Consider the following 24060-nt stretch of genomic DNA (forward strand, 5'->3'; position numbering starts at 1 on the left):
GTCATGACAAAACGTGCCGTCCAAGACTGCGCATAAACACAAAAACAACAAACCCTAAAGCCCCGGGCAAAACCTCGGGGCTTTTGCTATGGTTTTCTAATCTTCGGTAGCTTTGCAGGTTGCCAATAGGCCCCGGTGTCTTCGCGTGTTTTCTCATAGGCTTCCACGCGGCGCAGGGCGTTTTCTCCGCCAACTGCGAATAGGTGGCTGAGCAGGCATTCCAGAACGGCCATCGCTCCGGAGAAGCTAGAGAAGTGGTGCATCGACCGCGTGCTGATCTGCAGGCTCAGGTCCGGGCGAATACCGGGTGCGATCATGTCGCTGTCCGAGATAAGGATGATCTTCAAACCTCGGTCCGCGGCGAAGCGCATGGTTCGGATCGTCTCGGACGAATAGGGTCGAACGGTTATGGCCAGCAGACAATCATTCGGCCCCGCATCCAGCAGATCGTCGGTTGCGGACCCCATGTGACGCGGGATCAGCTGTAAACCCGGATGGGCCATGCGGCCTGCATAGTGGAAGTAATGAGCGAGCGCATAACTTGCGCGCGTTGCTGTTATGAAGCAGCGGTTAGCGTTTAAGATAAGCTGGATCACGGCGCTTGTTTTCTCCGGATCCATCAAACGTAGGGATCTTGCCACGACGTTCATTTCATTGCGCGCAAACCCTGCCTGAGCGGTGTCGTACGAAGCATCTGTTCGATCCTCGCTCAACCAATCCTGATCCAAGCGGGTCTCGCCATCCGTGACCAGGGCTCGCCGAAAGGGGCTGCGAAAGCCGTTGTAGCTATCAAAGCCCATCCGCTGGGCGAGGCGGACAAGAACGTTTGAGCTGACACCGATCTTTGTCGCGGTCGTTCGGATCGGGTCGAGGCCAAAGTCGCCCGGATGGTCTATCACATATTTAGCTGCCGCCTGTAGTTGCGGAGGCATTTGGTCGATTGTTTGCCGGAGGGCAGAGATCAGAGGGCTGAGCGCATCGGTCATAAAACAGAAGAAAACATATGTTTTTAGAATTGCCAATTGAAAACGATCTGGATGAGCGTAGATCGAACCCATACAGAACGGAGAGTTTAATGACGTCCACCGCCCCAAAACCATATGTCCTTGTTGCTCCCAATGGGGCGCGGCGCGGGCATGCGGATCATCCTCTGCTACCGGTGAGCTTGCGGGAAACCCTTCAAACCGCGCATGACTGCCACGCAGCCGGAGCGGACGGGCTGCATCTGCATGTCCGGGATTCGGAGGGGCGGCACTCTTTGGATGCGGGGCTGTATCGTGAAGCCCTGGGTGAGTTGCGTCAGCAGTTGCCGGGTCTGGAGGTGCAGATCACGACCGAAGCGGCAGGGGTCTATGACGTAGAGGCTCAATTCGAGTGCTTGCGGCAAGTGCGCCCCACTTGGGCCTCGATCTCTGTGCGCGAAGTCGCGGAGATGGCGGATCGGGTCTACGGCCTGTGCCATGATCAGGGGACGCGCGTTCAACATATCCTCTATGATGCTGAGGACGCGGCTTTGTTGGCGCGACTACAGGCTGAAGGCGTTGTGAGGGCCGGGCAGGTGGATCGCCTGTTTGTTTTGGGCCGGTATGCGACAGGGCAGGAATCTGTGCCTGACGATCTGGATCAGTTTCCGCTAGAGGGTGGTCCGTGGATGCTCTGCGCGTTTGGGGCAAAAGAACATGCGTGTTTGCTGAAGGCCGCGCGGCAGGGCGGAGATGTGCGCGTCGGGTTTGAGAACAGCCTGACGGATTCCTCGGGTCAAACCTGGGCGAACAACGCAGCGTCAGTTGCAGCACTCGTGTCGTTGATCAAAGGAGAACAAGAATGAGCCATGTGTTTCCGCGCCACACCAAGGCCGAGTTGCCCATCGCGGCAGGCGGTGACGGGTGTTACCTGATTGATGCCGACGGCAAACGCTATCTGGATTGTGGCGATGCGGCCGTGTCTTGTTTGGGGCATTCCAACCACGCGGTGATAGAGGCTGTTCAGCAGCAGGTTGAACAGATCGCCTTTGCCCATAGTGGCTTCATGACCTCGGAACCGGCGGAAGAGCTGGCCGATCTGTTGATCCAACATGCTCCGGGCGATCTGGACCGGGTGTATTTCGTGTCCGGCGGCTCCGAGGCGACCGAGGCGGCGATCAAACTGGCGCGCCAGTATTTCCTTGAGATCGGTCAACCTGAACGTCGCCATGTGATCGCGCGTCGCCAAAGCTATCACGGCAATACGCTCGGTGCCTTGTCTGCAGGAGGTAATGCTTGGCGGCGGGCGCAATTCGCGCCGATGTTGATCGAGATGACCCATATCGCGGCGTGTTATGAGTACGCAGAAAAGCCCGCGGATGAGAGCAGCTTTGACTACGGTCAACGCGTCGCGAATGAGTTGGAGCAGGAGATCCTGCGTCTTGGACCGGAAACGGTCATGGCTTTCATGGCGGAACCGGTTGTCGGGGCGACCCTTGGTGCTGTTCCGGCGGTCGAGGGGTATTTCAAGCGTATTCGCGAGATTTGTGACCAATACGGGGTTCTGCTGATCCTCGATGAAGTGATGTGCGGGATGGGCCGAACCGGGCATCTGTTTGCTTGCGATCACGATGGTATCGCGCCGGATATTCTGTGCATCGCCAAAGGGTTGGGGGCCGGGTATCAACCGATTGGAGCGATGCTCTGCACGGATAAAATCTATCATGCGATCCAACAGGGCTCGGGCTTTTTCCAGCATGGCCATACCTATATTGGCCATCCGGTGGCGACGGCTGCGGCCTTGGCGGTGGTTCGTGAGTTGACCAGCCGAGACCTGCCCGCCCGGGCCGGTGTGATGGGGGGTAAACTTCAGTCAACGCTGGAAACAGCTTTTGGGCAGCACGCCCATGTGGGCGATATCCGAGGCCGGGGCCTGTTTCGCGGGATTGAGCTGGTCGCGGATCGCGAAAGCAAAACTCCGTTCGATCCGGCGCTGGGGGTGGCTGCAAAGATCAAAAAGGCCGCAATGGCCGAGGGGTTGATCTGCTATCCGATGTCGGGAACGCGCGACGGCAAGGCCGGAGATCACATCCTTCTGGCTCCGCCTTTCATCATTGAAGAGGAGCAGATTGACGAGCTTGTCGCCAAGCTTGGCCGGGCGATCGCCGCTGTGATCTGACAATCCCGTGACAGCCCTTTTTGCCCCAACCAAATTCAGTAGGTTTGACGCGAAATGAAAAGAGGGCGCGGCCATGGCGCAGGATATTTGGCATAGTTTCCGAGGGTTACCCCTTTGGGTGCAAATCTGGTTGGCCGTGATTTTGGTTCCGGTCAACCTGATGCCGCTGTTCTTTCTGGACCAGCCGCAGGGGGTTTTGATTGCCGCTCTTGCGATCACGGGGATGGCGTTGAACCTGCCGATCATGATCGCCGCGCGCGGGATGAGCGGGGCGATGGCCCTGCCACATATCCTGTGCTGGGTACCTCTGGTCATTGTGGTTTTGGGGATGCTGAGCGCAGCAGACTCGCTCAACCCCAACTATGTTCGGTTCCTGTGGCTGCTGCTGATTGTCGATGTCATCTCGTTGGTATTCGACTTGCGGGATGCAGCCCTTTGGATGCGCACCCGGAAGGCAGGATGAAAAAAGCCCCTTCGGAGATCGAAGGGGCTTGGGAATTTGCGGTGACGGAGCGAGTTATTTTTGCGGCAGCGGGCCGATCATCATAATCATCTGCCGACCTTCCATCTTGGGCATATTCTCAACCTTGCCCAGTTCCTTGATGTCTTCAGCAACGCGCTCCAGCAGTTCGCGACCCAGGTTTTGGTGCGCCATCTCACGGCCCCGGAAGCGAAGGGTGACTTTGACCTTGTCGCCTTTTTCCAGAAACTTATAGACGTTCTTCATCTTGACTTCATAGTCATGCGTGTCGGTGTTGGGCCGGAATTTGACCTCTTTCACCTCGATGATCTTTTGTTTCTTGCGGGCTTCGCTTTCGCGTTTCTGCTGTTCGTACTTGAACTTGCCAAAGTCCATGATCTTGCAGACCGGCGGGTTCGCATTGGGCGAGATCTCGACCAGGTCAAGGCCGGCATCGGCGGCAAGTTGCATGGCTTTGGCAGGATGAACCACCCCGACATTTTCACCTTCGGCACCAATCAGGCGGATTTCGGGGGCACGTATCTTTTCATTGACGCGCGGGCCAGTGTCTCTCTGCGGCGGCGCGTTGTGGGGTCTGCGAGCTATGGGTTCATTCCTTTGATGATTGCAGAATTTCGAGGTGGGAATTTAGACGGGTGCGCGCAGTGTTTCAAGCAGCATAAAGGCTTAAAGACTGGAAATTCCCACGATTGAACAAAGGAATCAGCTGGCCGGGACCCGATGGACTCGGCCAAACAGGCTGATCAGCCGACAAATGCTTTTTCGATCACGAACTCTTTGGGCTCCGAGTTTGCGCCTTCGCGCAGGCCGAATTCCTCGAGGATTTCCTTGATGTCCAGGTTGAATGCCAGTGAGCCGCAGACCATCGCTCGGTCGGTTTCCGGCTTGATACCGCCTTCGATCCCCAGATCGGCAAATACAGTGCCGTCTTTCAGGAGGGTGGTGATGCGGCCCATCTTCGGGCTCTCTTCCCGAGTCGTTGTGGGGTAGTAGCGAATCTTGTTGGCAAAGCCTTCGCCCATCAGCTCGGCCAGCATTTCATCCTGACGGATGTTCTCGATCAGTTGGCGGCCATATTCCAGCTCGGCCACTTCGCGGCAGGTGTGGGTGATGATCACCTCGTCATAGTCCTCATAGGTCTGAGGCTCGCGCAGCAGCGAGGCAAAGGGGGCAAAGCCGGTGCCAGTGGCGAAGAACCACAGGCGTTTGCCTGGAAGCAGGGCGTCATGCACCAGTGTGCCCACGGGCTTGGGTCGCAGGATGATCTGATCGCCGGGCTGGATGTGCTGCAGCTTCGAGGTCAGCGGGCCGTCCTGTACCTTGATCGAGTAGAACTCCAGCTCTTCGTCCCAGGACGGAGACGCAATCGAATAGGCGCGCAGCAGCGGTTTCTGCCGACCGGTTTTCGGATCAGGATCGCCCATCAGGCCGATCATCACGAACTCACCCGATCGGAAACGCAGCGTCGCAGGGCGCGACACCCGGAACGAGAACAGGCTGTCGGTCCAGTGTTTGACCTCAGTCACGGTCTGGGCGTCCGGCAGAACGGGGGCCTTTACGGCGGTTGCTTCACTCACGGGCTTCATCTCTGTCATCGTTTCGCTATCGGTCTGCTAAACCGACATCTCCGTTTAATCTTTGATCCAAGTCAGGAAAAGGGGCGAAATGCCCCTTTTGTGCCACAAGCTGGCGATGTGGGGTCAGCCCCGCAGGCGGGCTTGGTAGTTGTTTTCTTCCCAGTTGGCGCGGGCCAACCACTGATCTTCGGGCTGGCGCGAGGCAAGGGCGTCGTCGATCTCGACCTCGTCAAAGCCGCTGCGGCGGGCCATGGCGTATTGATCGGCCAGAACCTGCCCTTTGGCGCGTAAACGGCCCGTATAGCCTTTCAGGCGCAGCACGCGGGCAATGGTGAAACCGCGACCATCCGCCGAGGAGGGGAAATCCACCCGCACCATCTGGGCGTTGCCAAGGCGCTGGACCAGCTCATCGGGGTCGGTGTCCGAGGCCACATCAAGCGCCACAACATCATTGGCCGCGTCTTCAAGCGTGACAAAGCCGTCGGTCCAGTCATCGGGGGAAAACCCCTCATCCGATACAATTACGTTCATGTTTTCTCTCCAGCGCGCACCATTTTGCCATCGACGAAATGGATGCCGCATTCTTCTTTGTTCTGGTCGCGCCAACGTCCGGCGCGGGGGTCTTCGCCTTCCTTGACCGGCGAGGTGCAGGGCGCACAGCCGATCGAGGGATAGCCTTTGGCCACCAGCGGATGGCGGGGCAGGTTGTTTTCGTCCATATAGGCGCGCACGTCCTCGGGCGCCCAATGGGCCAGCGGGTTGACCTTGATCCGGCCGGTGCCGTCCTCGACCTCAAAGAACTCGAGCGCAGCGCGGGTGCCCGCCTGAAACCGCTTGCGACCGGTGATCCAACCGCGATAGCCGGTCAGGGCCTGTTGCAGCGGGAAGGTCTTGCGCAGGTTGCAGCACGCATCCGTATCCCGCAGACGCAGCGCGCCATAGGGGTCCTCACGCTGAATGTCCTCATCCTCGGCGCGGATGATCTTGACGTTCTTCAGGCCGAGGCGTTCGCTGACGTCTTGCTGATATTCAAGCGTTTCTGCAAACAACATCATGGTTTCAACGAACAGAACCGGCGTCATCTGGTCGACAACGGCAGCCATGTGCAACAGAACAACCGACTCGGCCCCAAAGCTTGAGACCAGAGCCAGATCGTCGATTTCCTCAATCGCTCCATGCATGACGTCATGCGCCGAGTGATGGCGGAACCGGGCGTTGAGCGCGTTGACCTTTTCGGTCAGTTCAGCGCGGTCTTTGCCCAGTTCCGTCTGGATCAGATCAAGCGGCATTAGCCTGTGCCTCGGGGTAGAGTGCAGCCTTGAAGGGCGCCATACCGACGCGGCGGTAGGTTTCCAGGAAGGTTTCTTCCGCGCTCTCCCGCTGGTTCAGATAAGTGTCGACGATGCGCTCGACGGCCGGAACGATCTCATCATAGGCAAAGCCCGGGCCTGTGCGGTCGCCGATGGCCGCGGTCTCGGTGCCGTCGCCGCCCAGAGTGATCTGGTAGTTTTCGACGCCTGCGCGATCCAGACCCAGAATGCCGATATGGCCGACATGGTGGTGACCACAGGCGTTGATGCAGCCCGAGATCTTGATCTTGAGGTGGCCGATATCATGCTCCAGCTTCAACTCGTCAAAGCGGGTCGCAATCTGTTCCGCAACCGGGATCGAGCGGGCCGTGGCCAGCGCGCAATAATCCATGCCGGGGCAGGCGATGATGTCGCTGATCAGACCGATATTGGCGGTGGCCAACTCGTACTCTTTCAGCTTCGCGTGGATCGCAGGCAGGTCCGATTTGTGGACATGCGGCAGGATCACGTTCTGCTCATGACTGATGCGCAGCTCGTCATAGGCGAACTCTTCGGCCAGATCGGCCATGACGCGCATCTGCTCGGCTGTCGCATCGCCCGGCGTTTTACCGTGCTTCTTGATCGATATCGTGACGATAGCGTGGTCCGCGTTCTTGTGCGGCGCGATGTTGGTGTCGACCCACGACCGGAAGACCGGATCATTGGTGTAGGCCGACTCAAAGGACGCAACCGAACCTTCGTGGAAGGCAGGAGCCGCAAAATGGCCCTTGATCTCTTCCAGTAGGGCCATGTCGGCACCCTTGAACTGTGGGCGAACCTTCAGGAAGCGCTCGTTGACCTTGGCACGGATGGCGTCGATGCCATGCTCGTGCACGGTGATCTTGATGCGTGCCTTGTACTTGTTGTCGCGGCGACCGATCTGGTTCCACACGGAAACGGTGGCTTCGAGGTAAGCCAACAGGTCGTCGAAAACGACGAACTCGGACAGTTCCTTGCCGATCATCGGGGTCCGGCCCAGACCACCGCCTACGATGACACGGGCGCCCAGAACGCCGTCACGTTCGACCAGTTGCAGACCGATATCGTGCGCTTTGATCACGGCCCGGTCGTTTTCCGAGCCCGTGATGGCGATCTTGAACTTACGTGGCATGAACTGGAATTCCGGGTGGTCGGTTGACCACTGGCGCAGCAGTTCGGCATATGGGCGTGGGTCGGCGATTTCATCCGCGGCGGCACCGGCAAAGTGGTCGGCTGTCACGTTACGGATCGTGTTGCCCGAGGTCTGAATGGCGTGCATGCCAACTTCGGCCAGCGCGTCCAGCATATCCGGCACGTCTTTCAGTTTCGGCCAGTTGTACTGGATGTTCTGGCGGGTGGTGAAATGGCCATAGCCCTTGTCCCATTTCTCGGCCAGAAGTGCCAGTTGGCGCATCTGTGCGCTGGAGAGCGTGCCGTAGGGAATGGCAACCCGCAGCATATAGGCGTGCAGCTGCAGATACAGGCCGTTCATCAGGCGCAGCGGCTTGAACTCATCTTCAGTCAGCGAGCCGTCGATGCGGCGTTCGACCTGTGCGCGGAACTGACGGTTACGCTCGGCCAGGAATGCTGTGTCAAACTCGGAGTAGCGATACATGTGTAGCTGTCCTTAAATGCAGCCCCGAAACCTAGGGGCCTTAATGGGGAGAAAGGGGCCGGAGGTCAGGCCCGGGGCTGCGACTGTGTTTCCTGCTTTCCGTGGGCATAGTTCGAGGGTCCGGTGCGGCGGAACTCCTCTCGGAAATGGGTGGGTTCGGGGCCGTTTTCACCAGCCACGGCATCGGCCAGATACGCGCCGACGATCTTGTTCGCCTGACGCGCTGCGTCCAGCAAACGGACCTGCGCATGTGCCTCATCGGTGATCAGTTCGGCCTCGGACAGTTCGCGCGACCAGCGGTCGTCTTCTGTCTGATAGATCACGTCACCTTCGAGCAGATCGTTGGCGGTGACGACTTTGGGGGTAAAAGCGCGGGCCATCAGGCATGCTCCTTTTTGAATTCAGTCAGGGCCAGGGCCGCTTGGCGCGGAGCGAGACCATAAAACATGAGGGCTGGGCCGTTCATCTCGGCAGCAGCCAGATCCTTGGGTAAACGGTCCAGATTGGATTCCAGAATGCGTTGGTCAGGGCGCGAGGCGTTCTCGATCAGCGTCACAGGCGTCTGGCGGTCGGCGCCGTGCATGATCAGGCGCCCCTGAATGAAGCGTGCTGATTTCTTGCCCATATAGACCGCCGCAACTGATCCCTCACGCGCAAGGGCCGCCCAATCGTGATCCGCAAACCCTTTCATGTCGTGACCGGTCAGAAACCGAACCGAGGAGTTGCGACCGCGACGCGTAAGGCTTTGACCGATCCCAGCCACGGCGGCAGAGGCTGCAGTGATACCCGGAACGATCTGCCACGAGATACCTGCGGCCGCGACGGCCTCAGTCTCTTCGTCCAGACGCCCGAAGACGGTCGGGTCGCCCGATTTCAAACGTACAACACGCTGGCCTTTGAGCGCGTGCGAGACAAGCAGCGCGTTGATGTCTTCCTGTTTCCACGAAGGGCCGAAACCGGACTTGCCCACATCGACCAGAACGGCGGACTGACCAGCCAGTTTCAGAACCTCTGCGCTGATCAGGCGATCATGCAGCACGACATCCGCCCGCTCAAAGGCTTTGAGCGCCTTGAGCGTGAGCAAATCCGGATCACCGGGTCCTGCGCCGACAAAATCGACGTGGCCTAGGATATGTTTTGACTCCGACTGCGTCATCTTCTGTTCCAGTTGGTTTGACTTGTCCTGATATATAGGAAATATTCCCGGTATAGCGCCATATGTCGCGCCAAATAAGAACATGCGTTCTGTTGTATTTGAAATTTGGAACGCTGGTTTCGAAACGTAAGGAAAATTGGAATGTCGGTGCGAATAGACGACACAGATCGGAAAATTCTGGCTGAGCTGCAGCGCGATGCCAGCCAATCTCTGGACGAAATAGCGGCGCAGGTCGGCAGTTCCAAGACGCCTGTGTGGAATCGAATCCGCAAGTTGAAAGGGGCCGGTATCATCGGTCAACAGACCGTTTTGCTTGATGCCGAAGCGCTTGGTTTCGAGGCCACGTTCTTTGTCTTAATCCGAACGTCCGAGCATGAGGCCGAATGGCAGCGCAAGTTCCTGAAGGCCCTGCGTGATCAACCCGAAGTCCAAGAGGCCCATCGGCTGGCAGGGGACATCGACTACATCCTGAAAGTGAGAGTCAAGAATGCCCGTGCCTATGATCAGTTCTACCAACAACTGATCTCAGAAGTGCGCGTGCATAATGTGACTGCGCTTTTGTCGATGGAAGAGATCAAGTCGACCACGATGCTGCCTCTCAACGCTTTGGTCGATGGCTAACACGAGTTTGGGGCGCTGCCCTCGCCGCCCCTGAAGGGGCGACTCCCCCGAGATATTTTTAGCCAGATGAATAAAGGATCCCATGCTTCATCTGGCCCTAAATATCCCCGCCGGAGGCATCGCGCGCTAGCGCGGTTTTTCTAAGTCTTTCGGCCGCCCGGAGGCTGATTTATGTCGTCTTTGCCGCGTTATGCAGTCTGGCACGAAGCTTTTTGGAACTTGTGCAGACTTGCTATAAGGCGCCGCCAATGCGAAATCGTAGGACATGCAGCGCATTTGGGTTATCGCCGGATTTCTACTGATGGTCGGAGTTTTGTCTTCGGCCGTATGGTCTTATGGCTACCGGCAGGCTGTGTTTCAACTCAGCGAGAAGGCCGAGGCGGATCTGGATCTGGCGGCGGATCGCTTGACCACGCAATTGCAGGTCTATCAGGAACTGGCGGTGCTAATGGCCAACCACCCGGTGCTAGAAGATCTGAATACGCTATCCGGACGCGCCACCGCGCAGGCTTTGCTATTGGAGGTCGCGGATAAAACGGCGGCGGTCGATGTTCTTTATGCCGACCGGTCAGGGACGGTTCTGGCCTCTGCGCATGAAGGCGTCGCAGGCTCGGTCCAAGACAATCCGGCCTTCACACGCGCCATGCAAGGCGCATTGGGAAGCGCACATGGTATCCTGCCGGGGCCCGACAATCGGATATTCACCTATGCTGCACCCGATTTTGATCAGAGCGGTGCGGTGATCGGGGCTTTGATCGTGATTGCCGACGTTGAGGACATTGAGCAAACTTGGCGCGGCAGCACCGAAGCGGTGTTCTTTGTTGATCACTCCGGTCTGGTCTTCATTTCAAACCGATTGGAATTGTTGATGTGGCAACGTGTGGGCGCAGAGATTGGCTTGTCCCCACCTGATGGCCAGACGGTGTCTTTTCAGGCGCGGCGCTTGGGGCCTTACGAACTCTGGACGCTGGATTGGAGTCCATATCTGCCGCGCCGGGCTTTGCATCTTGTCAAGGAATTGCCAGTGATCGGCATGACCGGTGAGGTTTTGATGGATGTCGCTCCGGCCCGGCGATTGGCCGGCTTGCAGGCCGCGACAGTTGCAGCCCTCTGTTTGGCTTTCGGCGCATTGCTGTTTCTGGCGACCGAACGAAGGCGTACGCTGACAGAGGCAAACGCAGTGCTGGAAACCCGTGTGGCAAAACGCACCAAAGATCTGACGAAAGCAAACGCCGCACTGCGTCGCGAGATCTCAGAGCGGCAGGAAGCCGAAGCCGCCCTTAAACGCGCGCAGGCGGATCTTGTGCAGGCCGGAAAGCTGAGCGCTCTGGGGCAGATGTCCGCTGGGATCAGCCATGAATTGAACCAGCCTTTGATGGCGATCCAGCAGTATGCCGAAAACGGCTCCGCCTTCATGGAGAGAGGGAAATCTGAGAAAGCCGCGGAAAATCTAGGCCGCATTTCCCAAATGGCGGCGCGTATGGCGCGGATTATCAAGAACTTACGCGCATTTGCCCGCAATGAAAGCGAACCGATGGGGCGCGTGGATCTGGTGCAGGTTCTGAACGCTGCTGTCGAGTTGACCGAGGCTCGGCTGCGTTCCGAAAATGTCTCTCTGGATTGGACCGCGCCCGAACATCCTGTCCTTGCTTGGGGCGGCGAGGTCCGTTTGGTGCAGGTTTTTGTGAACCTAATCAACAACGCGGCCGACGCGATGAGCCAGCAGGAAGACCGCCGCATTCAGATCGAGGTTCATTGCGACGAAAGGCTTTCGGTCACAGTGCGGGATATCGGGCCGGGCATCGAGAACACGGAAAAGCTGTTCGAGCCGTTTTATTCGACCAAGGCCGTTGGCTCTTCCGAAGGGATGGGGCTTGGGCTCTCGATCTCCTACGGTCTGGTCCAGAGCTTCGGGGGCAATATCCGTGGGATCAACACGGAAGAAGGGGCAGAATTCACGGTCGAGTTGGAGCCTTGTGAGAAGGAAAAGGCGGCATGACTCGGGTCGTTTTGCTGGTGGACGACGACGCTGCTGTGCGTGAGGCATTGGCCCAGACCCTCGAACTGGCGGAGTATCAACCGATTGCGGCGGGATCTTTTGTGGCGGCCAAAGACCACATTCGATCTGATTTCCCGGGTGTAATCCTGTCAGATATCCGGATGCCCGGGCGGGATGGCTTTCATCTGCTTAGTTACGCACAAGAGATCGACCCGGAGTTGCCGGTGGTTTTGCTGACGGGTGAGGGTGACATTCCGATGGCGGTTCAGGCCATGGGGCAGGGGGCGTTCGACTTTTTGGAGAAACCCTGTGCTGCGGCGGACCTTCTGGCGGTGCTGGACCGGGCGTTTGATGCCCGAACGCATATCATCCAACAACGCGCGCTGAAATCAGAGCTGGAACGCGGAGACCCTGCGGCGCGGCTTTTGTTCGGCCTCTCCCCTCAGGCCGAGACCTTGCGTGAGCGGGTGCGCAGTGTTGCTCCGACGGGCGCCGAGGTGCTGGTCACCGGCCCGGCGGGCAGCGGGATTTCCAAAGTCGCCGAGGTCGTGCATCTGATGTCGCCCGTTGGGCAGGGACCTTTCGTCAAACGCGCGGCGGCTGGGTTGAGTGTTCAGGACTTCACCCAAGCATGCGAAGATGCAAAGGGCGGGTCCCTGTTTCTGGACGAGATATCGGCCATGCCGCAATCGACTCAGTATGAAGCGCTGGACGTGATTGAGCGCGGTGCAGGGGCGCGGATTATTGCGGGCACGACCTCGGACCTGTCTGCGATCTCTGCCGAGGGCCGATTCAACGCCGATCTCTACTACCGTTTGGATGTAATGCGGGTGCGCATACCGTCTCTGGCGGAGCGCCCCGAGGATATCCCGACCCTCTTTCGTCACTATGTTGCCCAGGCCGCCGAGCAGGCGGGGATCGCTGAGCCGGACGTGTCACCTGAGCATCTTGCAGCGTTGATGGCCAGCGATTGGCCGGGCAATGCGCGCTCTTTGATGTCGTCGGCCATGCGGTTTGTTTTAGGGATGCCCGAGGAGGTTACCGAGACGACGGATCTGGGCTTGAACGAGCAGATGGCACGGGTAGAGCGTTCGTTGCTGATCGCTGCGTTGGGGCGGCACAACGGCAAGGCCTCGGACGCGGCAAAGGCGTTGAAGCTGCCGCGCAAGACGTTCTACGACAAACTGGCGCGCTATCAGATTCGACCCGAAGACTACCGTCGATAAGTAGGCCTCCCACCAGCTTTGCCCTCATTTGCATGCGGTTAGAGCTGTCGGGCCAAGCAGTCCGCATTGGCGGACTGCGGGTGGTGTCGAAGCGATTCGGGGGTGATTCGAAAAAACTGTGCGGAATTCCGCACGGCGTCGTCGAGAGATGTGCGAGATTTCGCACATGTGCGATCATAGTCAAAATTCATGTTTTAAACTTAGGTTTTAATGCGCTGTTTTAAAGAGATAAATCCTGACATCCCAAAGTCTGTTACAAATTGTTGTTTCACCGTGAAGCAGTCTGTTCACTGCCGTCTATACGGTGCCGAGATGGGGCCGATGAGACAATTCGAGGAAGTCTGGGAGGAAAACAGATGAAATTCCTAACAACAGCAGCCACAGCGCTGGCTTTGACAGTAACGGCGACGGCGGGCATGGCTGCCTGTGACGACGGTGAGATCGTTGTGAAGTTCGCGCATGTGACGAACACCGACAAGCACCCGAAGGGCATCGCTGCGTCGCTGCTGGAACAGCGCGTCAATGACGAGATGCAGGGCGTTATGTGCGTTGAAGTTTATCCGAACTCGACGCTTTACAATGATGACAAGGTTCTTGAGGCGATGCTTCAGGGCGACGTTCAGCTGGCCGCACCCTCGCTGTCCAAATTCGAAAAGTTCACCAAGCAGTTCCGCCTGTTCGACCTGCCTTTCATGTTCAAGAACATTGACGCAGTGGATGCCTTCCAGGCCTCGGATGCCGGTCAGGCAATGAAGGACAGCATGCAGCGCCGCGGTCTGCAGGGGCTGGCATTCTGGCACAATGGCATGAAGCAGATGTCGGCGAACAAGCCGCTGGAAACACCGGCTGATGCAGATGGTCTGAAGTTCCGCGTGCAGTCCTCGGACGTGCTGGTTGCGCAAATGGAAGCTATCGGTGGAAGCCCGCAAAAGATGGCGTTCTCGGAAGTCTACGGCGCTCTGCAACAGGGCGTTGTCGATGGGCAGGAGAACACCTGGTCCAACATCTACGGCAAGAAGTTCTTCGAGGTGCAGGACGGTATCACCGAGACCAACCACGGTATCATCGACTATCTGGTCGTGACCTCGGTGGACTGGCTGGACAGCCTCGACCCCGAAGTGCGTGATCAATTCCTGAACATTCTGGCTGAGGTCACCGAGACCCGTAACAAAGAGGCCTTTGCCGTGAACGAAGCTGCCAAAGCCTCGATCACCGAAGCGGGTGGTATCATTCGTCAGCTGACGCCCGAACAGCGTCAGGCCTGGGTCGACACAATGAAGCCGGTTTGGGACCAGTTCGCGGATGACGTAGGTCAGGACAAGATCGACGCCGCTCAGGCCATTAACGCTGGGTTCTGATCCCGGTTCAGGCCGCGCGCTGGGGACTGGGGAGTAATCTGCGCGCAGGCCGGGCGGGCCAAACAAAGGCCCGCCCCAACACTCTCATCATCACAAAAAATGTGGGGACAGATAGATGTCTGGTGCGAAATCCGGCCCGGCTGGGCTGGTCGACCATATCGAAGAAACCCTGATCGCGGTGCTACTTGGCCTGATGACGGCCGTGACCTTTGCCAACGTGATCGCGCGGTTCTTCTTCAACTCGAATATCCTGTGGGCGCTTGAGCTGACGGTCTTCCTGTTTGGATGGCTGGTGCTTTTGGGGGCGTCCTACGCCGTCAAGAAACACGCCCATCTGGGTGTGGATGCGATCCTGAACATGCTGGCCCCTGCGCCGCGCCGGATTCTGGCGCTGATCTCGGTGGCCTGTTGCCTGGCGTTTTCGCTGCTGTTGCTGAAGGGGTCTTATGACTATTGGGCTGTCTTCGCTGATCTGCCGCCAACCTCGGGGCGCTGGTTTCCCACGGGTCTGAACTTCGACGCGCGCAGTCAGAGCTTTTACGAGGTTGACGATATCCCGATGATCGCGCCGTTCCGCTTTCTGGAGGACTTGATCAACTACGGCGAATACTACGAAAAGCTGCCCAAAGTTGTTCCTTATTTCATCCTGCCACTGTCGATGTTGCTGCTCGTGATCCGCTTTGCGCAGGTCGCTGTGCAGATCTGGCGGGGTGAGGCGGACCGTCTGGTCGCCAGCCACGAGGTTGAGGACGAGATCGAAGAGGTTCGTGCGCAGCAAGGAGAGCATGACTAATGGACGTTGTACTTCTATTTTCCATGGTCATCGGCCTGCTGCTGATCGGGGTTCCGATTGCGGTGGCACTTGGCCTCAGCTCGACCCTGTTCCTGCTGATCTATTCCGACAGCTCACTGGCTTCGGTTGCAGGCACGCTGTTTGAGGCGTTCGAGGGGCACTTTACACTCCTGGCGATCCCGTTCTTCATCCTCGCGTCGTCCTTCATGACGACCGGAGGTGTCGCGCGGCGGATCATTCGTTTCTCGATTGCTTGTGTGGGGCACCTTCCGGGCGGTCTGGCGATTGCGGGCGTGTTTGCCTGTATGTTGTTCGCAGCGCTTTCGGGGTCGTCCCCTGCGACTGTTGTGGCCATCGGCTCAATCGTCATCGCGGGAATGCGTCAGGTTGGCTATTCCAAGGAATTCGCCGCTGGTGTGATCTGTAATGCCGGTACGCTGGGTATCCTGATCCCGCCGTCGATTGTAATGGTTGTCTACGCGGCCGCCGTTGAGGTCTCGGTCGGGCGTATGTTCCTTGCGGGGGTCATCCCTGGCCTGATGGCGGGTTTGATGCTGATGATCACCATCTACGTCATGGCGAAGGTCAAGAACCTGCCCAAAGGCGATTGGAAAGGCTGGGGTGAGATCTTTGTTTCCGCCCGCGAGGCCGGTTGGGGCCTGTTCCTGATCGTCATCATCCTCGGCGGTATCTACGGGGGCATCTTTACCCCAACCGAGGCTGCTGCGGTGGCTGCTGTCTATGCCTTCTTCATCGCGAGTTTTGTCTACAAGGATATGGGCCCGCTTAGCACCGAAGAAGGTACGCAGAACCTGTCGCTGCTGAAAAAACCCTATGCGTTGCTCACGGCTTTTTTCCACCCTGATACCAAGCACACGCTGTTCGAGGCCGGCAAGCTGACCGTCACGCTGTTGTTCGTGATCGCCAACGCGCTGATCCTCAAGCATGTGCTGACGGATGAGCAAGTGCCGCAGCATATCGCCAGCGCCATGCTGTCGGCCGGGCTGGGTCCGGTGACCTTCCTGATCGTGGTGAACGTGATCCTGCTGATCGGCGGTCAGTTCATGGAGCCTTCGGGTCTGCTGGTGATCGTGGCGCCTTTGGTGTTCCCAATTGCGATCGAGCTGGGCATCGATCCGATCCATCTGGGCATTATCATGGTCGTCAACATGGAGATCGGGATGATCACACCTCCGGTCGGGCTGAACCTGTTCGTGACCTCGGGCGTTGCCGGTATGCCGATGATGGGCGTCGTGAAGGCCGCGCTTCCGTTCCTGGCTGTTCTGTTCGTCTTCCTGATTATGGTGACGTATATCCCGTGGATATCGACCTTCCTGCCCAACACCTTCATGGGACCGGAAATCATAACGAACTAGAAATGGCTATCGAGTGCGAACCGGGCGAGTTTTCTCGCCCGGTTTTTTCGCGCCTTGAAGAAGGGTGCAGAGTACCTAACTAGAGCGTCAGAGGACGACCTCCCCACAAAGGGTGATCATTCGGGACGACTCGAAATCCAAAAGGGGTCCTCGATGTCCTGGATTTTTCTTTTACTTGCCGGCCTGTTGGAAATTGTCTGGGCCGTTGCCATGAAGCAATCGGCCGGTTTCACACGGATTTGGCCCACGGCTGTGATGGGCGTTTCAATGATCGGGTCCTTCGCGTTACTGGCGCTCGCGATGCGAACCCTGCCTTTGGGGACGGCGTATGTGATCTGGACCGGCATTGGTGCGGTTGGCGCGTTTCTTTTTGGCATCATGTTTCTGGGTGAAGCCGTGACCGCCACGCGTATCTGCGCAGCGGTTCTGATTGTCGCGGGTCTAATTACGATGAAACTGACGTGAGGGCCCTCAGGCGGCTTCTAGCGCTTCGACAATTCCCGAGAAATCGGCCGCTTTCAGGCTTGCCCCACCGACCAACGCGCCGTCCACATTGGACACGCCAAAAATTTCGGTCGCGTTGGAGGGTTTGACTGAACCACCATAGAGCAGACGCACCGAGCGCCCGACGCCCTCGCCAAAGCGACGCTCAAGCCGGGCGCGGATGAAGTCATGGACCTCTCCGATCTCGTCGAGTGTCGGAACCTTGCCGGTTCCAATGGCCCAGATCGGCTCATAGGCGACAATCAGGTTCTCACCGGTGGAGCGGTCCGGGATCGACCCCGACATCTGTCCTCCGATAATGTCCAGCGTGTTGGCGGCCTCGCGCTGCTCAAGGCTTTCGCCGACGCAGATGATCGCCTGGAGGCCAGCTTCCATCACGGCGTTGGCCTTGGCGCGCACATCTTCGTTCTGTTCGCCATGGTCCTCGCGCCGCTCGGAATGCCCCAGAATCACGGCTGTGGCTCCGGCGTCTTTCAGCATCTCGGCGCTCGTGTCGCCGGTATGCGCGCCTGAAGTTGCGGCGTGGCAATCCTGTCCACCAACGGCGACGCCTGTGCCCTCGGTGCGCTCAGCGGCCCGGTGCAACAGCGTGGCGGGGGGGCAGATCAGGACATCAACGCTGGGCGAGGGGTGTTTCGCGGCGAGCGCGTCCAACTCGCTCAGCGCCGCGCTGGTTCCGTTCATTTTCCAGTTTCCAGCCGCCAGTTTGCGCCGCATCTCCGCGTCTCCCTTGTCGCTATCTTGAGGTTTTTCCATGCGATATCACCCTCGGTCCGGCCTTACAATTCCGGTTGCAGTTCCGGTACCGGAAAGGCAGGGTCCGCGCAGCGATTCCGAGGGCGCCATGATCGACAAACTCAACCTTGAAAAATTGGACAATCAGGACATTGATGAGCTTGCCAGATTGCTGCGGGCTGTCGGGCAGGTGGGGTTTCTGACCGTCGGCAACACTGGTTTAAGTGCTGAGCGGGTTCAGGACGTGATTGAGGCCTACCGCGCCTTCTTTCATCTGCCTGAGCAGGAGAAGAAGTCGGTCGATATGGCGTCAACCGGGTCGAACCGGGGCTGGGGCGCGCCGAAATCCGAGCAGGTTGATCCAAACGCGAACCCCGATTTCAAGGAAGTGTTCGATTGCGGCTTTGAGCTGCCGCCCGAAAACCGATATCGCGCCGAAAATCTTAGCGTTTATGCGCCCAACCTTTGGCCTGCGAAGCCCGAGGGGTTCCGAGAAGCTATTCAGTCCTACTACACAGACGCCTGCGATGTAGCGATGCGCGTTCTGCGCGCAATTGCGGTTGCTCTGGGGCGCGGCTCGGACAGTTTCGACGACGCTTTTGACACGCCCATGGCGTTGCTGCGTGGCAACTATTACCCTCAGCGTCCGGATTGGGCTGGGGAGAAGGATTTCGGCATCGGCGCGCATACTGACTATGGCTGCGTAACTCTTCTGGCGACAGATGGCACTGCGGGGCTTGAGGTGCGGATGCCCGATGGTAGCTGGGAAAAGGTCGAGGCCGAGCCGGGCGTGTTCATCATCAACTTTGGTGAGATGTTGGAGTTCTGGACTGCTGGTCGCGTCAAGGCGACCGAGCATCGTGTGGTTGGCGGCACGAATGAGAGGATCTCGGTCCCGCTGTTCTTCAACCCGTCTTACCACACGAATGTGGCCCCTCCGACGTCAGATCAGGTGATCACTGCCGGAGAGCACCTGACCCGGCGGTACAACGAGACCTACGTTCACTTGAATGCAAGTTAGGATTGCTGGGCGAGGGTTTCGTCGAATTTGATGGATTCGCCACACCCGCAGGCGTCGACCACATTGGGGTTCTTGAACTTGAACCCGGATTCCAACAGCGAGACTTCGTAGTCGATCTCGGTGCCGAACAGGAACATCTGCGCCATTGGGGCAATCATCACGCGCGCACCGTCTTGCTCCACGACCTCGTCATGGGGATCGGCTTCATCCACGTAGTCCATGGTATATTCCATGCCCGCGCAGCCACCTTTCTTCACGCCGATGCGCAGACCGGCATGGCCGCCGGATTTCATCAGGCGGGTGATCTGCTCTGCCGCTTTGGGCGTCATGGTCACGGCTTGTTTGCCGGGGATGCCGAACATCTGAGTCTCCGTCGTCGCGCGATAGATGTAATTTAGGGTCGTCTTTCAGTAGGCTCAAGTCAGAGCGCCCTTAGAAAATGAAATTTGATACTGAAAGGACAGCCGCGTCAGTGTTGCTTTCGCATTGAGGATAGGCATAGCCTGTTTCTGGGTGATCGCAGCCACGCGCTTGAGATCAGAGATCTTTTTTGGAGATAATATAATAAAATGAATAGGTTAGAAGGTAAAGTGAAGGTGAGTTTAAGGGCTTTTTTGGTTGGTGGGAGTCTTGTGGCCCTGTCGGTTCCAGCTACAGCCGATGAAACTCTGAAACGACATCCTATCAACTGCGCAACCGCCGAAGGCGATCTGCGTGCGATTGCAGCTGAGAAGAAACACGCTGAGGACAAGCAATTGGAAAGCGTTGCCGCTATCACTCCTGCAGGCGCTTTGCTGGGTTTGGTGACCGGGACCGAGGGCAAGCGGTTGCAGATGCTGTCGGGCGACTACATCAAGCAGCTCGATGCGCGATCGGACGAAATCAAGGCCAAGTGCGGGGTAAGTTAGGTCTTAAAAAAAAGACCGCCCTCGGGCAAGGGCGGTCCAATTTCGGGGCCGGTATCATGGGGGGCGGTGTCTTCCAGTCAGGCCCATTTGCGAGAGCGTTTGGGAATACAAACACTTGCGCCGCATGTGTCCCGCAGTTCTGTGACAGTAGCTCTACACTTTGGTAACAGAAGGGTTAACCTTTTGTGACAAAGGCTTAGCTAGGTGCGGATGTTACATAAAGCCTAGCTCAAGCCGCGCTTCGTCTGACATCATCTCCATGCCCCAAGGCGGTTCCCAGGTCAGTTCGACGTCGACTTCTTTCACGCCAGCAACGGGTTCGATGGCTTCCACGATCCAGCCGGGCATGTCGCCCGCGACGGGGCAGCCCGGGGCGGTCAGAGTCATGATCACCTTGACGGCGTTGTCGTCCTTGATGTCGATCGTGTAGATCAGGCCCAGGTCGTAGATATTGACCGGGATTTCCGGATCAAAGACCGTCCGGCACGCTTCGACCACCTGATCGTACAGGGGGTGTTCAATGCTCGATGGCGCAATCAAGGGTGTGCCTTCTAACTGTTCACTCGGGTGAGTCATCTTTGCCTCGGGTCAGTTGCCTGAGTGTTTATATAGGGAACAGGTTTGGCAGCGTCCAGTCGTGCGATGACTCTTGGGCGCTGCCTGTGCTTAGTCGTTGATATCACGTTCAAACGTTTTCACCTGCCCATGCGGGTGCGCGAAGGTCTTGCGCAGGGCCAGCCACGCGACCAGCGACAGAACCGCGAAGATCAGCATCAGAACCGGCAGAGAGGGCGCAAGGCCCGGGATCAGCAGCAGCAGGCCGGTGCCTGCTGCCCCGATGGCGAATCCGAGAAAGATGAACCCAGGCAGGACGATCTCCAGAATGCCGAGCGCCAAAGCGCCCGCCATCCAGATCCACCACGTCATCCAAAACGGGTCTGTCATCATTTAACCCCTTTGAGCATTTTGAACGCATCGCCAAACGCTTCGAGCGCATTGGCCGGCACAACAATCGTCTGTTTACCTGTACCATTGCCCAGAGCGTTCAGAGATTCCACCTGTTTCAGAGCGACCTGGTACTGCGCGGCCTCGATGCCGTTGTCCTGAATGGCCTTGGCAACAACGCCGGTTGCGTAGGCTTCGGCTTCGGCCTCAATGCGGCGGGCCTTTGCGGTTTGCTCGGCCGCATAGAGCTCTGCGTCCGCTTGCAGCTCAACCGCGCGTTTCTGACCTTCAGCCTCAGTGACCTGAGCGCGACGCGCGCGTTCAGCGTTCAACTGCTGCAGCATTGCATCGCGAGTGGCCTGATCGAGGTTCACATCCAGAATCTCGGCCCGGGTCACTTCGATACCCCAGTCGTCGACAGCGGTTTCTACGCTGGCCTGAATTTGCGCAATCAACTGCGCGCGGTTCGATTGGACCTCATCCAGGTCCATCTTGCCGATTTCAGCCCGCACGATACCCGCGACCGTGGTCGCAATCGCGCCGTCCACATCACGGATACGGTAGACAGTCTTTTCCGGCTCGAGAATGCGATAGAAGACCGAGGTGTCGATCTGCACCAGCACGTTATCCTTGGTAATCGCGTCCTGCGTTGCGTTGGGCAGCTGGCGCTCAAGAATGGATATCTTGTGACGTGCAACATCCAGAAACGGAACGATAAAGTTAATCCCCGGCCCAAGGACCGAGTGCAGGCGTCCGAAACGTTCCACTACGTATTTCTCAGATTGGGGAACGATTTTGATACCTTTGAAGATGACGACCACCACCAGAATGGCGGCCAACAGGTAAATGATATTCGACGAAAGCAATCCGATGATCTGCTCTTCTGTCATAACTGTCCTCTTTTATTGTGTACTATAGTATACATTTGGGGATTGAGTCGCCCGATTTCAACTCTGGTATGGCGGGAACCGGGGTGGTTGCAAATCCGGAATGCTCGAAACTGATGGCCGAAACAAGCGACAGTGACCGCTTTGCATCTGTGAATGCTTGCGCTATCGGGTGAGGATGAAACTGATAATCGACACAGACCCCGGCATCGACGATGCAATGGCGATTGCCTATGCTGCGGCCGCACCCGAGATTGACCTGATCGGGCTGACCACCGTTTTCGGAAACACCCATGTCCATCAATCCAGTCGCAATGCGCGCTATCTGGTTGATAAGCTTGGACTAGCTATCCCTGTGGCGCAGGGCGCGCCCTTTGCCTATGGCGAGGACGACCATAGCCCATCCGAGCACGTACACGGACCCGAAGGCTTTGGTGATCTGACCGATATCCCCGAGATTGGGCAGAACCACGACCTGAACGCGGCCGCTTTTCTGGTCGACATGGCCCGTCAACATCTCGGAGAGCTTGTCGTGTGTGCGGTCGGCCCGTTGACCAATATCGCGGACGCAATGGCTCTGGATCCCGAATTCGCCTCGAACCTCAAACGTCTGGTGATCATGGGCGGCGCAGTCTATTGCCCCGGCAACATCACGGAACATGCCGAAGCGAATATCTACCACGATGCCAAAGCAGCCGACGCGGTGTTTTCGGCACCGCCTGAGACTGTTCTGGTCGGTTTGGACGTGACACTGAAAACGCTCTACAAGAGCGCGGATTTCGAGGATCTAGCCCTGAAATCGCCCGATATGGGAGCATTTCTGCGCGATATCTCTCGGTTCTATCTGAAGTTCTACAAGGAGATCGGTGGGTTGGAGGGCTGCGGCCTGCACGACTCGACCGCCGTCATCGCCTGTACCCATGATCATATGTTCGACTCCGTTCAGACCGGATTGAAGGTTGCAACCGAAGGCGAGGCAATCGGAGCCACCGTGCCGGATGAGGGGCGGCCCCCGGTTTGGGTTTGCCGGGACGTTGACGGGGCAGGAGTTGTTGATTTGTTTACGGCCCGCGTGGCCTCTCTGCCCTGACGGGTTGCAAAGAACTGGCGGATCGGGCAAATCCTGCCCGGTTCCGCGATCCGAGATGATGACATGACCCAGCAGTTTTCCTTTGACCTCAAAGCAACCGACGGCAAAGCCCGCACCGGCGTTATCAACACGCCACGCGGCGAGGTTCGCACGCCTGCCTTCATGCCAGTTGGCACCGCAGCGACGGTCAAGGCGATGATGCCTGAAAGTGTGCGCGCCACCGGGGCCGATATCCTGCTGGGCAACACCTACCACCTGATGTTGCGCCCTACGGCAGAGCGGATCGACCGTTTGGGCGGGCTGCACAAGTTCATGAATTGGGAACGTCCTATCCTGACCGACTCAGGCGGTTTTCAGGTCATGTCTCTGGCAGGGTTGCGCAAACTGACCGAAAAGGGTGTGACCTTCAAATCCCATATCGACGGCTCCAAGCATGAGCTGACGCCGGAACGGTCGATGGAAATTCAGCGTCTGTTGGGGTCGGACATCGTGATGTGTTTCGATGAATGCCCCTCGCTTCCTGCGGACCGCAAACGCATTGCCGAGTCGATGCAGCTGTCGATGCGATGGGCGCAGTGCTCGCGCGATGCGTTCGGGGATCGCCCCGGCCACGCGCTGTTCGGGATTATGCAAGGCGGGCTGGAGCAAGACCTGCGCGAAGAAAGCGCCGAGGCGTTGAAAGCGATCGGGTTCGAAGGCTACGCCATCGGTGGTCTGGCCGTGGGTGAGGGGCAGGAGGCGATGTTTGACTGCCTCGATTTTGCCCCAGATTTCCTGCCCACTGACAAGCCGCGCTACCTGATGGGCGTGGGAAAACCGGATGATATCGTAGGCGCCGTGTCGCGGGGAGTGGACATGATGGATTGTGTTTTGCCTTCCCGGTCCGGTCGCACCGGTCAGGTGTTCACGCGGCACGGTGTGGTGAACATCAAGAACGCGCGTCATGCTGATGATCCACGCCCGCTGGATGAAGAGTGCACATGCCCGGCCTGTTCGAACTACTCGCGCGCCTATCTGCACCACGTGTTCCGTTCGAACGAGATGATCTCGGGCATGCTGTTGACCTGGCACAACCTGCATTACTTCCAAGAGATCATGCAGGGTATGCGCGACGCAATTGCCGCTGGAACGTTTGAGGCCTGGCAGGCCAACTTCCATGCGCAACGCGCTCAGGGCGATATTGAGCCGATTTAGCAGGCACCGGCACAATTTCGGTGGATATCTTCCCGGCGCGCCTTGCGGTCCGCAGAACCTTTGGTCATGCTGCGCATTGAGACACGATGGTGAGGTTGAAATAGG

The 24060-nt window shown here is 58.1% G+C and carries 27 protein-coding genes; 14 read left to right on the forward strand and 13 right to left on the reverse strand.

Translation table 11 applies throughout. The features are described 5' to 3' along the window. Positions 1 to 86 precede the first annotated feature (86 nt). Entirely contained in the window at positions 87 to 899 is an 813-nt protein-coding gene (locus ACRZ95_RS00005; RefSeq protein WP_480554345.1) for a MurR/RpiR family transcriptional regulator, read from the reverse strand. Positions 900 to 1075: 176 nt separating this feature from the next. Here ACRZ95_RS00005 and ACRZ95_RS00010 point away from each other — a divergent pair, with 176 nt between their 5' ends. From ACRZ95_RS00010 to ACRZ95_RS00020, 3 genes are all read left to right on the forward strand, one after another. Continuing rightward, positions 1076 to 1828: a beta-keto acid cleavage family enzyme gene (locus tag ACRZ95_RS00010; RefSeq protein WP_170675955.1), complete on the forward strand. Its 753-nt coding sequence runs from the start codon at positions 1076 to 1078 to the stop codon at positions 1826 to 1828. Further along, positions 1825 to 3141 carry an aspartate aminotransferase family protein gene (locus ACRZ95_RS00015; protein WP_170675956.1) on the forward strand — a complete coding sequence of 439 codons (1317 nt, stop codon included), beginning with the start codon at positions 1825 to 1827 and terminating at the stop codon, positions 3139 to 3141. Before ACRZ95_RS00010 ends, ACRZ95_RS00015 begins: the two co-directional genes overlap by 4 nt. 73 nt (positions 3142 to 3214) lie before the next feature. Next, positions 3215 to 3604, forward strand: coding sequence for a hypothetical protein (locus tag ACRZ95_RS00020; protein WP_170675957.1), 390 nt, complete (start codon positions 3215 to 3217; stop codon positions 3602 to 3604). A gap of 54 nt (positions 3605 to 3658) precedes the next feature. Here the strand turns inward: ACRZ95_RS00020 and infC are convergent, their stop codons facing one another. The 7 genes from infC to cobA all read right to left on the reverse strand — a co-directional run bounded on the left by infC (position 3659) and on the right by cobA (position 9298). Further along, positions 3659 to 4249 carry a translation initiation factor IF-3 gene (gene infC, locus ACRZ95_RS00025; protein ID WP_480554529.1) on the reverse strand — a complete coding sequence of 197 codons (591 nt, stop codon included), beginning with the start codon at positions 4247 to 4249 and terminating at the stop codon, positions 3659 to 3661. Positions 4250 to 4365: 116 nt separating this feature from the next. Then, positions 4366 to 5217, reverse strand: a complete 852-nt coding sequence (locus ACRZ95_RS00030; protein ID WP_170675958.1) for a ferredoxin--NADP reductase — start codon at positions 5215 to 5217, stop codon at positions 4366 to 4368. A gap of 105 nt (positions 5218 to 5322) precedes the next feature. Continuing rightward, on the reverse strand, positions 5323 to 5730 hold the full coding sequence (locus ACRZ95_RS00035; protein WP_170641407.1) for a DUF934 domain-containing protein: 408 nt from the start codon (positions 5728 to 5730) through the stop codon (positions 5323 to 5325). Continuing rightward, positions 5727 to 6488, reverse strand: a complete 762-nt coding sequence (locus ACRZ95_RS00040; protein ID WP_170641409.1) for a phosphoadenylyl-sulfate reductase — start codon at positions 6486 to 6488, stop codon at positions 5727 to 5729. The genes ACRZ95_RS00035 and ACRZ95_RS00040 overlap by 4 nt, the downstream gene beginning before the upstream one ends. After that, positions 6478 to 8142, reverse strand: a complete 1665-nt coding sequence (locus tag ACRZ95_RS00045) for a nitrite/sulfite reductase (RefSeq protein WP_170641411.1) — start codon at positions 8140 to 8142, stop codon at positions 6478 to 6480. The genes ACRZ95_RS00040 and ACRZ95_RS00045 overlap by 11 nt, the downstream gene beginning before the upstream one ends. A 65-nt stretch (positions 8143 to 8207) precedes the next feature. Continuing rightward, on the reverse strand, positions 8208 to 8522 hold the full coding sequence (locus tag ACRZ95_RS00050) for a DUF2849 domain-containing protein (RefSeq protein WP_170373575.1): 315 nt from the start codon (positions 8520 to 8522) through the stop codon (positions 8208 to 8210). Continuing rightward, on the reverse strand, positions 8522 to 9298 hold the full coding sequence (gene cobA, locus ACRZ95_RS00055; RefSeq protein WP_170675959.1) for a uroporphyrinogen-III C-methyltransferase: 777 nt from the start codon (positions 9296 to 9298) through the stop codon (positions 8522 to 8524). Before cobA ends, ACRZ95_RS00050 begins: the two co-directional genes overlap by 1 nt. Before the next feature lie 141 nt (positions 9299 to 9439). On the opposite strand from cobA, the gene ACRZ95_RS00060 reads away from it, so the two are divergent. The 7 genes from ACRZ95_RS00060 (at position 9440) to ACRZ95_RS00090 (ending at position 17136) form a co-directional block, all read left to right on the forward strand. Then, a complete protein-coding gene (locus tag ACRZ95_RS00060) occupies positions 9440 to 9919 on the forward strand; it encodes an Lrp/AsnC family transcriptional regulator (RefSeq protein WP_170638810.1) in 480 nt (159 codons plus the stop codon). A 265-nt stretch (positions 9920 to 10184) separates the two neighbouring features. Next, positions 10185 to 11918 (forward strand): ATP-binding protein, encoded by a 1734-nt coding sequence (locus ACRZ95_RS00065; RefSeq protein WP_170675960.1) that lies wholly within the window; start codon positions 10185 to 10187, stop codon positions 11916 to 11918. Then, on the forward strand, positions 11915 to 13144 hold the full coding sequence (locus ACRZ95_RS00070) for a sigma-54-dependent transcriptional regulator (RefSeq protein ID WP_170675961.1): 1230 nt from the start codon (positions 11915 to 11917) through the stop codon (positions 13142 to 13144). The genes ACRZ95_RS00065 and ACRZ95_RS00070 overlap by 4 nt, the downstream gene beginning before the upstream one ends. Positions 13145 to 13500: 356 nt before the next feature. Next, entirely contained in the window at positions 13501 to 14502 is a 1002-nt protein-coding gene (locus tag ACRZ95_RS00075) for a DctP family TRAP transporter solute-binding subunit (protein ID WP_170675962.1), read from the forward strand. 115 nt (positions 14503 to 14617) lie between these two features. Then, on the forward strand, positions 14618 to 15295 hold the full coding sequence (locus tag ACRZ95_RS00080; RefSeq protein WP_170373581.1) for a TRAP transporter small permease: 678 nt from the start codon (positions 14618 to 14620) through the stop codon (positions 15293 to 15295). Then, the gene (locus ACRZ95_RS00085) at positions 15295 to 16671 is read left to right on the forward strand and encodes a TRAP transporter large permease (protein ID WP_170549035.1); all 1377 of its coding nucleotides are present in this window, start codon (positions 15295 to 15297) and stop codon (positions 16669 to 16671) included. Before ACRZ95_RS00080 ends, ACRZ95_RS00085 begins: the two co-directional genes overlap by 1 nt. 153 nt (positions 16672 to 16824) lie before the next feature. After that, positions 16825 to 17136, forward strand: coding sequence for a DMT family transporter (locus tag ACRZ95_RS00090; protein WP_170675963.1), 312 nt, complete (start codon positions 16825 to 16827; stop codon positions 17134 to 17136). 6 nt (positions 17137 to 17142) lie between these two features. On the opposite strand, the gene tpiA is transcribed toward ACRZ95_RS00090, so the two are convergent. After that, positions 17143 to 17892, reverse strand: coding sequence for a triose-phosphate isomerase (gene tpiA / locus ACRZ95_RS00095; RefSeq protein WP_170676141.1), 750 nt, complete (start codon positions 17890 to 17892; stop codon positions 17143 to 17145). Between the two features lie 127 nt (positions 17893 to 18019). On the opposite strand from tpiA, the gene ACRZ95_RS00100 reads away from it, so the two are divergent. Beyond that, the gene (locus tag ACRZ95_RS00100) at positions 18020 to 18931 is read left to right on the forward strand and encodes an isopenicillin N synthase family oxygenase (RefSeq protein WP_170675964.1); all 912 of its coding nucleotides are present in this window, start codon (positions 18020 to 18022) and stop codon (positions 18929 to 18931) included. Here ACRZ95_RS00100 and ACRZ95_RS00105 read toward each other — a convergent pair. After that, entirely contained in the window at positions 18928 to 19293 is a 366-nt protein-coding gene (locus ACRZ95_RS00105) for a HesB/IscA family protein (RefSeq protein ID WP_170467154.1), read from the reverse strand. The genes ACRZ95_RS00100 and ACRZ95_RS00105 overlap by 4 nt on opposite strands. Before the next feature lie 270 nt (positions 19294 to 19563). Here ACRZ95_RS00105 and ACRZ95_RS00110 point away from each other — a divergent pair, with 270 nt between their 5' ends. Then, entirely contained in the window at positions 19564 to 19839 is a 276-nt protein-coding gene (locus ACRZ95_RS00110; protein WP_480554349.1) for a hypothetical protein, read from the forward strand. Between the two features lie 213 nt (positions 19840 to 20052). Here the strand turns inward: ACRZ95_RS00110 and ACRZ95_RS00115 are convergent, their stop codons facing one another. The 3 genes from ACRZ95_RS00115 to ACRZ95_RS00125 form a co-directional block, all read right to left on the reverse strand. Continuing rightward, positions 20053 to 20415 (reverse strand): SUF system Fe-S cluster assembly protein, encoded by a 363-nt coding sequence (locus ACRZ95_RS00115; RefSeq protein ID WP_170483907.1) that lies wholly within the window; start codon positions 20413 to 20415, stop codon positions 20053 to 20055. A 90-nt stretch (positions 20416 to 20505) separates the two neighbouring features. Continuing rightward, positions 20506 to 20784, reverse strand: a complete 279-nt coding sequence (locus tag ACRZ95_RS00120; RefSeq protein WP_170675965.1) for an NfeD family protein — start codon at positions 20782 to 20784, stop codon at positions 20506 to 20508. Then, on the reverse strand, positions 20784 to 21674 hold the full coding sequence (locus tag ACRZ95_RS00125) for an SPFH domain-containing protein (RefSeq protein WP_170373587.1): 891 nt from the start codon (positions 21672 to 21674) through the stop codon (positions 20784 to 20786). The genes ACRZ95_RS00120 and ACRZ95_RS00125 overlap by 1 nt, the downstream gene beginning before the upstream one ends. 175 nt (positions 21675 to 21849) lie before the next feature. Between ACRZ95_RS00125 and ACRZ95_RS00130 the strand changes: the two genes are divergently transcribed. Together ACRZ95_RS00130 and tgt are read left to right on the forward strand one after the other, a co-directional pair. Then, on the forward strand, positions 21850 to 22761 hold the full coding sequence (locus tag ACRZ95_RS00130) for a nucleoside hydrolase (RefSeq protein ID WP_170675966.1): 912 nt from the start codon (positions 21850 to 21852) through the stop codon (positions 22759 to 22761). A 63-nt stretch (positions 22762 to 22824) separates the two neighbouring features. Continuing rightward, positions 22825 to 23955: a tRNA guanosine(34) transglycosylase Tgt gene (tgt, locus tag ACRZ95_RS00135; RefSeq protein ID WP_170675967.1), complete on the forward strand. Its 1131-nt coding sequence runs from the start codon at positions 22825 to 22827 to the stop codon at positions 23953 to 23955. Positions 23956 to 24060 lie beyond the last annotated feature (105 nt).

The sequence above is a fragment of the Ruegeria sp. AI3 genome, from assembly GCF_056541245.1.

Bases quoted from the DNA above. Each gene is read 5' to 3' on its own strand.
- ACRZ95_RS00045 (WP_170641411.1), bottom strand. From the start codon at position 8,142: ATGTATCGCTACTCCGAGTTTGACACAGCATTCCTGGCCGAGCGTAAC.
- ACRZ95_RS00105 (WP_170467154.1), bottom strand. From the start codon at position 19,293: ATGTTCGGCATCCCCGGCAAACAAGCCGTGACCATGACGCCCAAAGCG.
- ACRZ95_RS00020 (WP_170675957.1), top strand. From the start codon at position 3,215: ATGGCGCAGGATATTTGGCATAGTTTCCGAGGGTTACCCCTTTGGGTG.
- ACRZ95_RS00070 (WP_170675961.1), top strand. From the start codon at position 11,915: ATGACTCGGGTCGTTTTGCTGGTGGACGACGACGCTGCTGTGCGTGAG.
- ACRZ95_RS00090 (WP_170675963.1), top strand. From the start codon at position 16,825: ATGTCCTGGATTTTTCTTTTACTTGCCGGCCTGTTGGAAATTGTCTGG.
- tgt (WP_170675967.1), top strand. From the start codon at position 22,825: ATGACCCAGCAGTTTTCCTTTGACCTCAAAGCAACCGACGGCAAAGCC.
- ACRZ95_RS00030 (WP_170675958.1), bottom strand. From the start codon at position 5,217: ATGACAGAGATGAAGCCCGTGAGTGAAGCAACCGCCGTAAAGGCCCCC.
- ACRZ95_RS00060 (WP_170638810.1), top strand. From the start codon at position 9,440: ATGTCGGTGCGAATAGACGACACAGATCGGAAAATTCTGGCTGAGCTG.
- ACRZ95_RS00130 (WP_170675966.1), top strand. From the start codon at position 21,850: ATGAAACTGATAATCGACACAGACCCCGGCATCGACGATGCAATGGCG.
- ACRZ95_RS00075 (WP_170675962.1), top strand. From the start codon at position 13,501: ATGAAATTCCTAACAACAGCAGCCACAGCGCTGGCTTTGACAGTAACG.
- ACRZ95_RS00115 (WP_170483907.1), bottom strand. From the start codon at position 20,415: ATGACTCACCCGAGTGAACAGTTAGAAGGCACACCCTTGATTGCGCCA.
- ACRZ95_RS00125 (WP_170373587.1), bottom strand. From the start codon at position 21,674: ATGACAGAAGAGCAGATCATCGGATTGCTTTCGTCGAATATCATTTAC.
- ACRZ95_RS00120 (WP_170675965.1), bottom strand. From the start codon at position 20,784: ATGACAGACCCGTTTTGGATGACGTGGTGGATCTGGATGGCGGGCGCT.
- ACRZ95_RS00015 (WP_170675956.1), top strand. From the start codon at position 1,825: ATGAGCCATGTGTTTCCGCGCCACACCAAGGCCGAGTTGCCCATCGCG.
- tpiA (WP_170676141.1), bottom strand. From the start codon at position 17,892: ATGCGGCGCAAACTGGCGGCTGGAAACTGGAAAATGAACGGAACCAGC.
- cobA (WP_170675959.1), bottom strand. From the start codon at position 9,298: ATGACGCAGTCGGAGTCAAAACATATCCTAGGCCACGTCGATTTTGTC.
- ACRZ95_RS00080 (WP_170373581.1), top strand. From the start codon at position 14,618: ATGTCTGGTGCGAAATCCGGCCCGGCTGGGCTGGTCGACCATATCGAA.
- ACRZ95_RS00050 (WP_170373575.1), bottom strand. From the start codon at position 8,522: ATGGCCCGCGCTTTTACCCCCAAAGTCGTCACCGCCAACGATCTGCTC.
- ACRZ95_RS00065 (WP_170675960.1), top strand. From the start codon at position 10,185: ATGCAGCGCATTTGGGTTATCGCCGGATTTCTACTGATGGTCGGAGTT.
- ACRZ95_RS00100 (WP_170675964.1), top strand. From the start codon at position 18,020: ATGATCGACAAACTCAACCTTGAAAAATTGGACAATCAGGACATTGAT.
- ACRZ95_RS00010 (WP_170675955.1), top strand. From the start codon at position 1,076: ATGACGTCCACCGCCCCAAAACCATATGTCCTTGTTGCTCCCAATGGG.
- ACRZ95_RS00085 (WP_170549035.1), top strand. From the start codon at position 15,295: ATGGACGTTGTACTTCTATTTTCCATGGTCATCGGCCTGCTGCTGATC.
- ACRZ95_RS00035 (WP_170641407.1), bottom strand. From the start codon at position 5,730: ATGAACGTAATTGTATCGGATGAGGGGTTTTCCCCCGATGACTGGACC.
- ACRZ95_RS00040 (WP_170641409.1), bottom strand. From the start codon at position 6,488: ATGCCGCTTGATCTGATCCAGACGGAACTGGGCAAAGACCGCGCTGAA.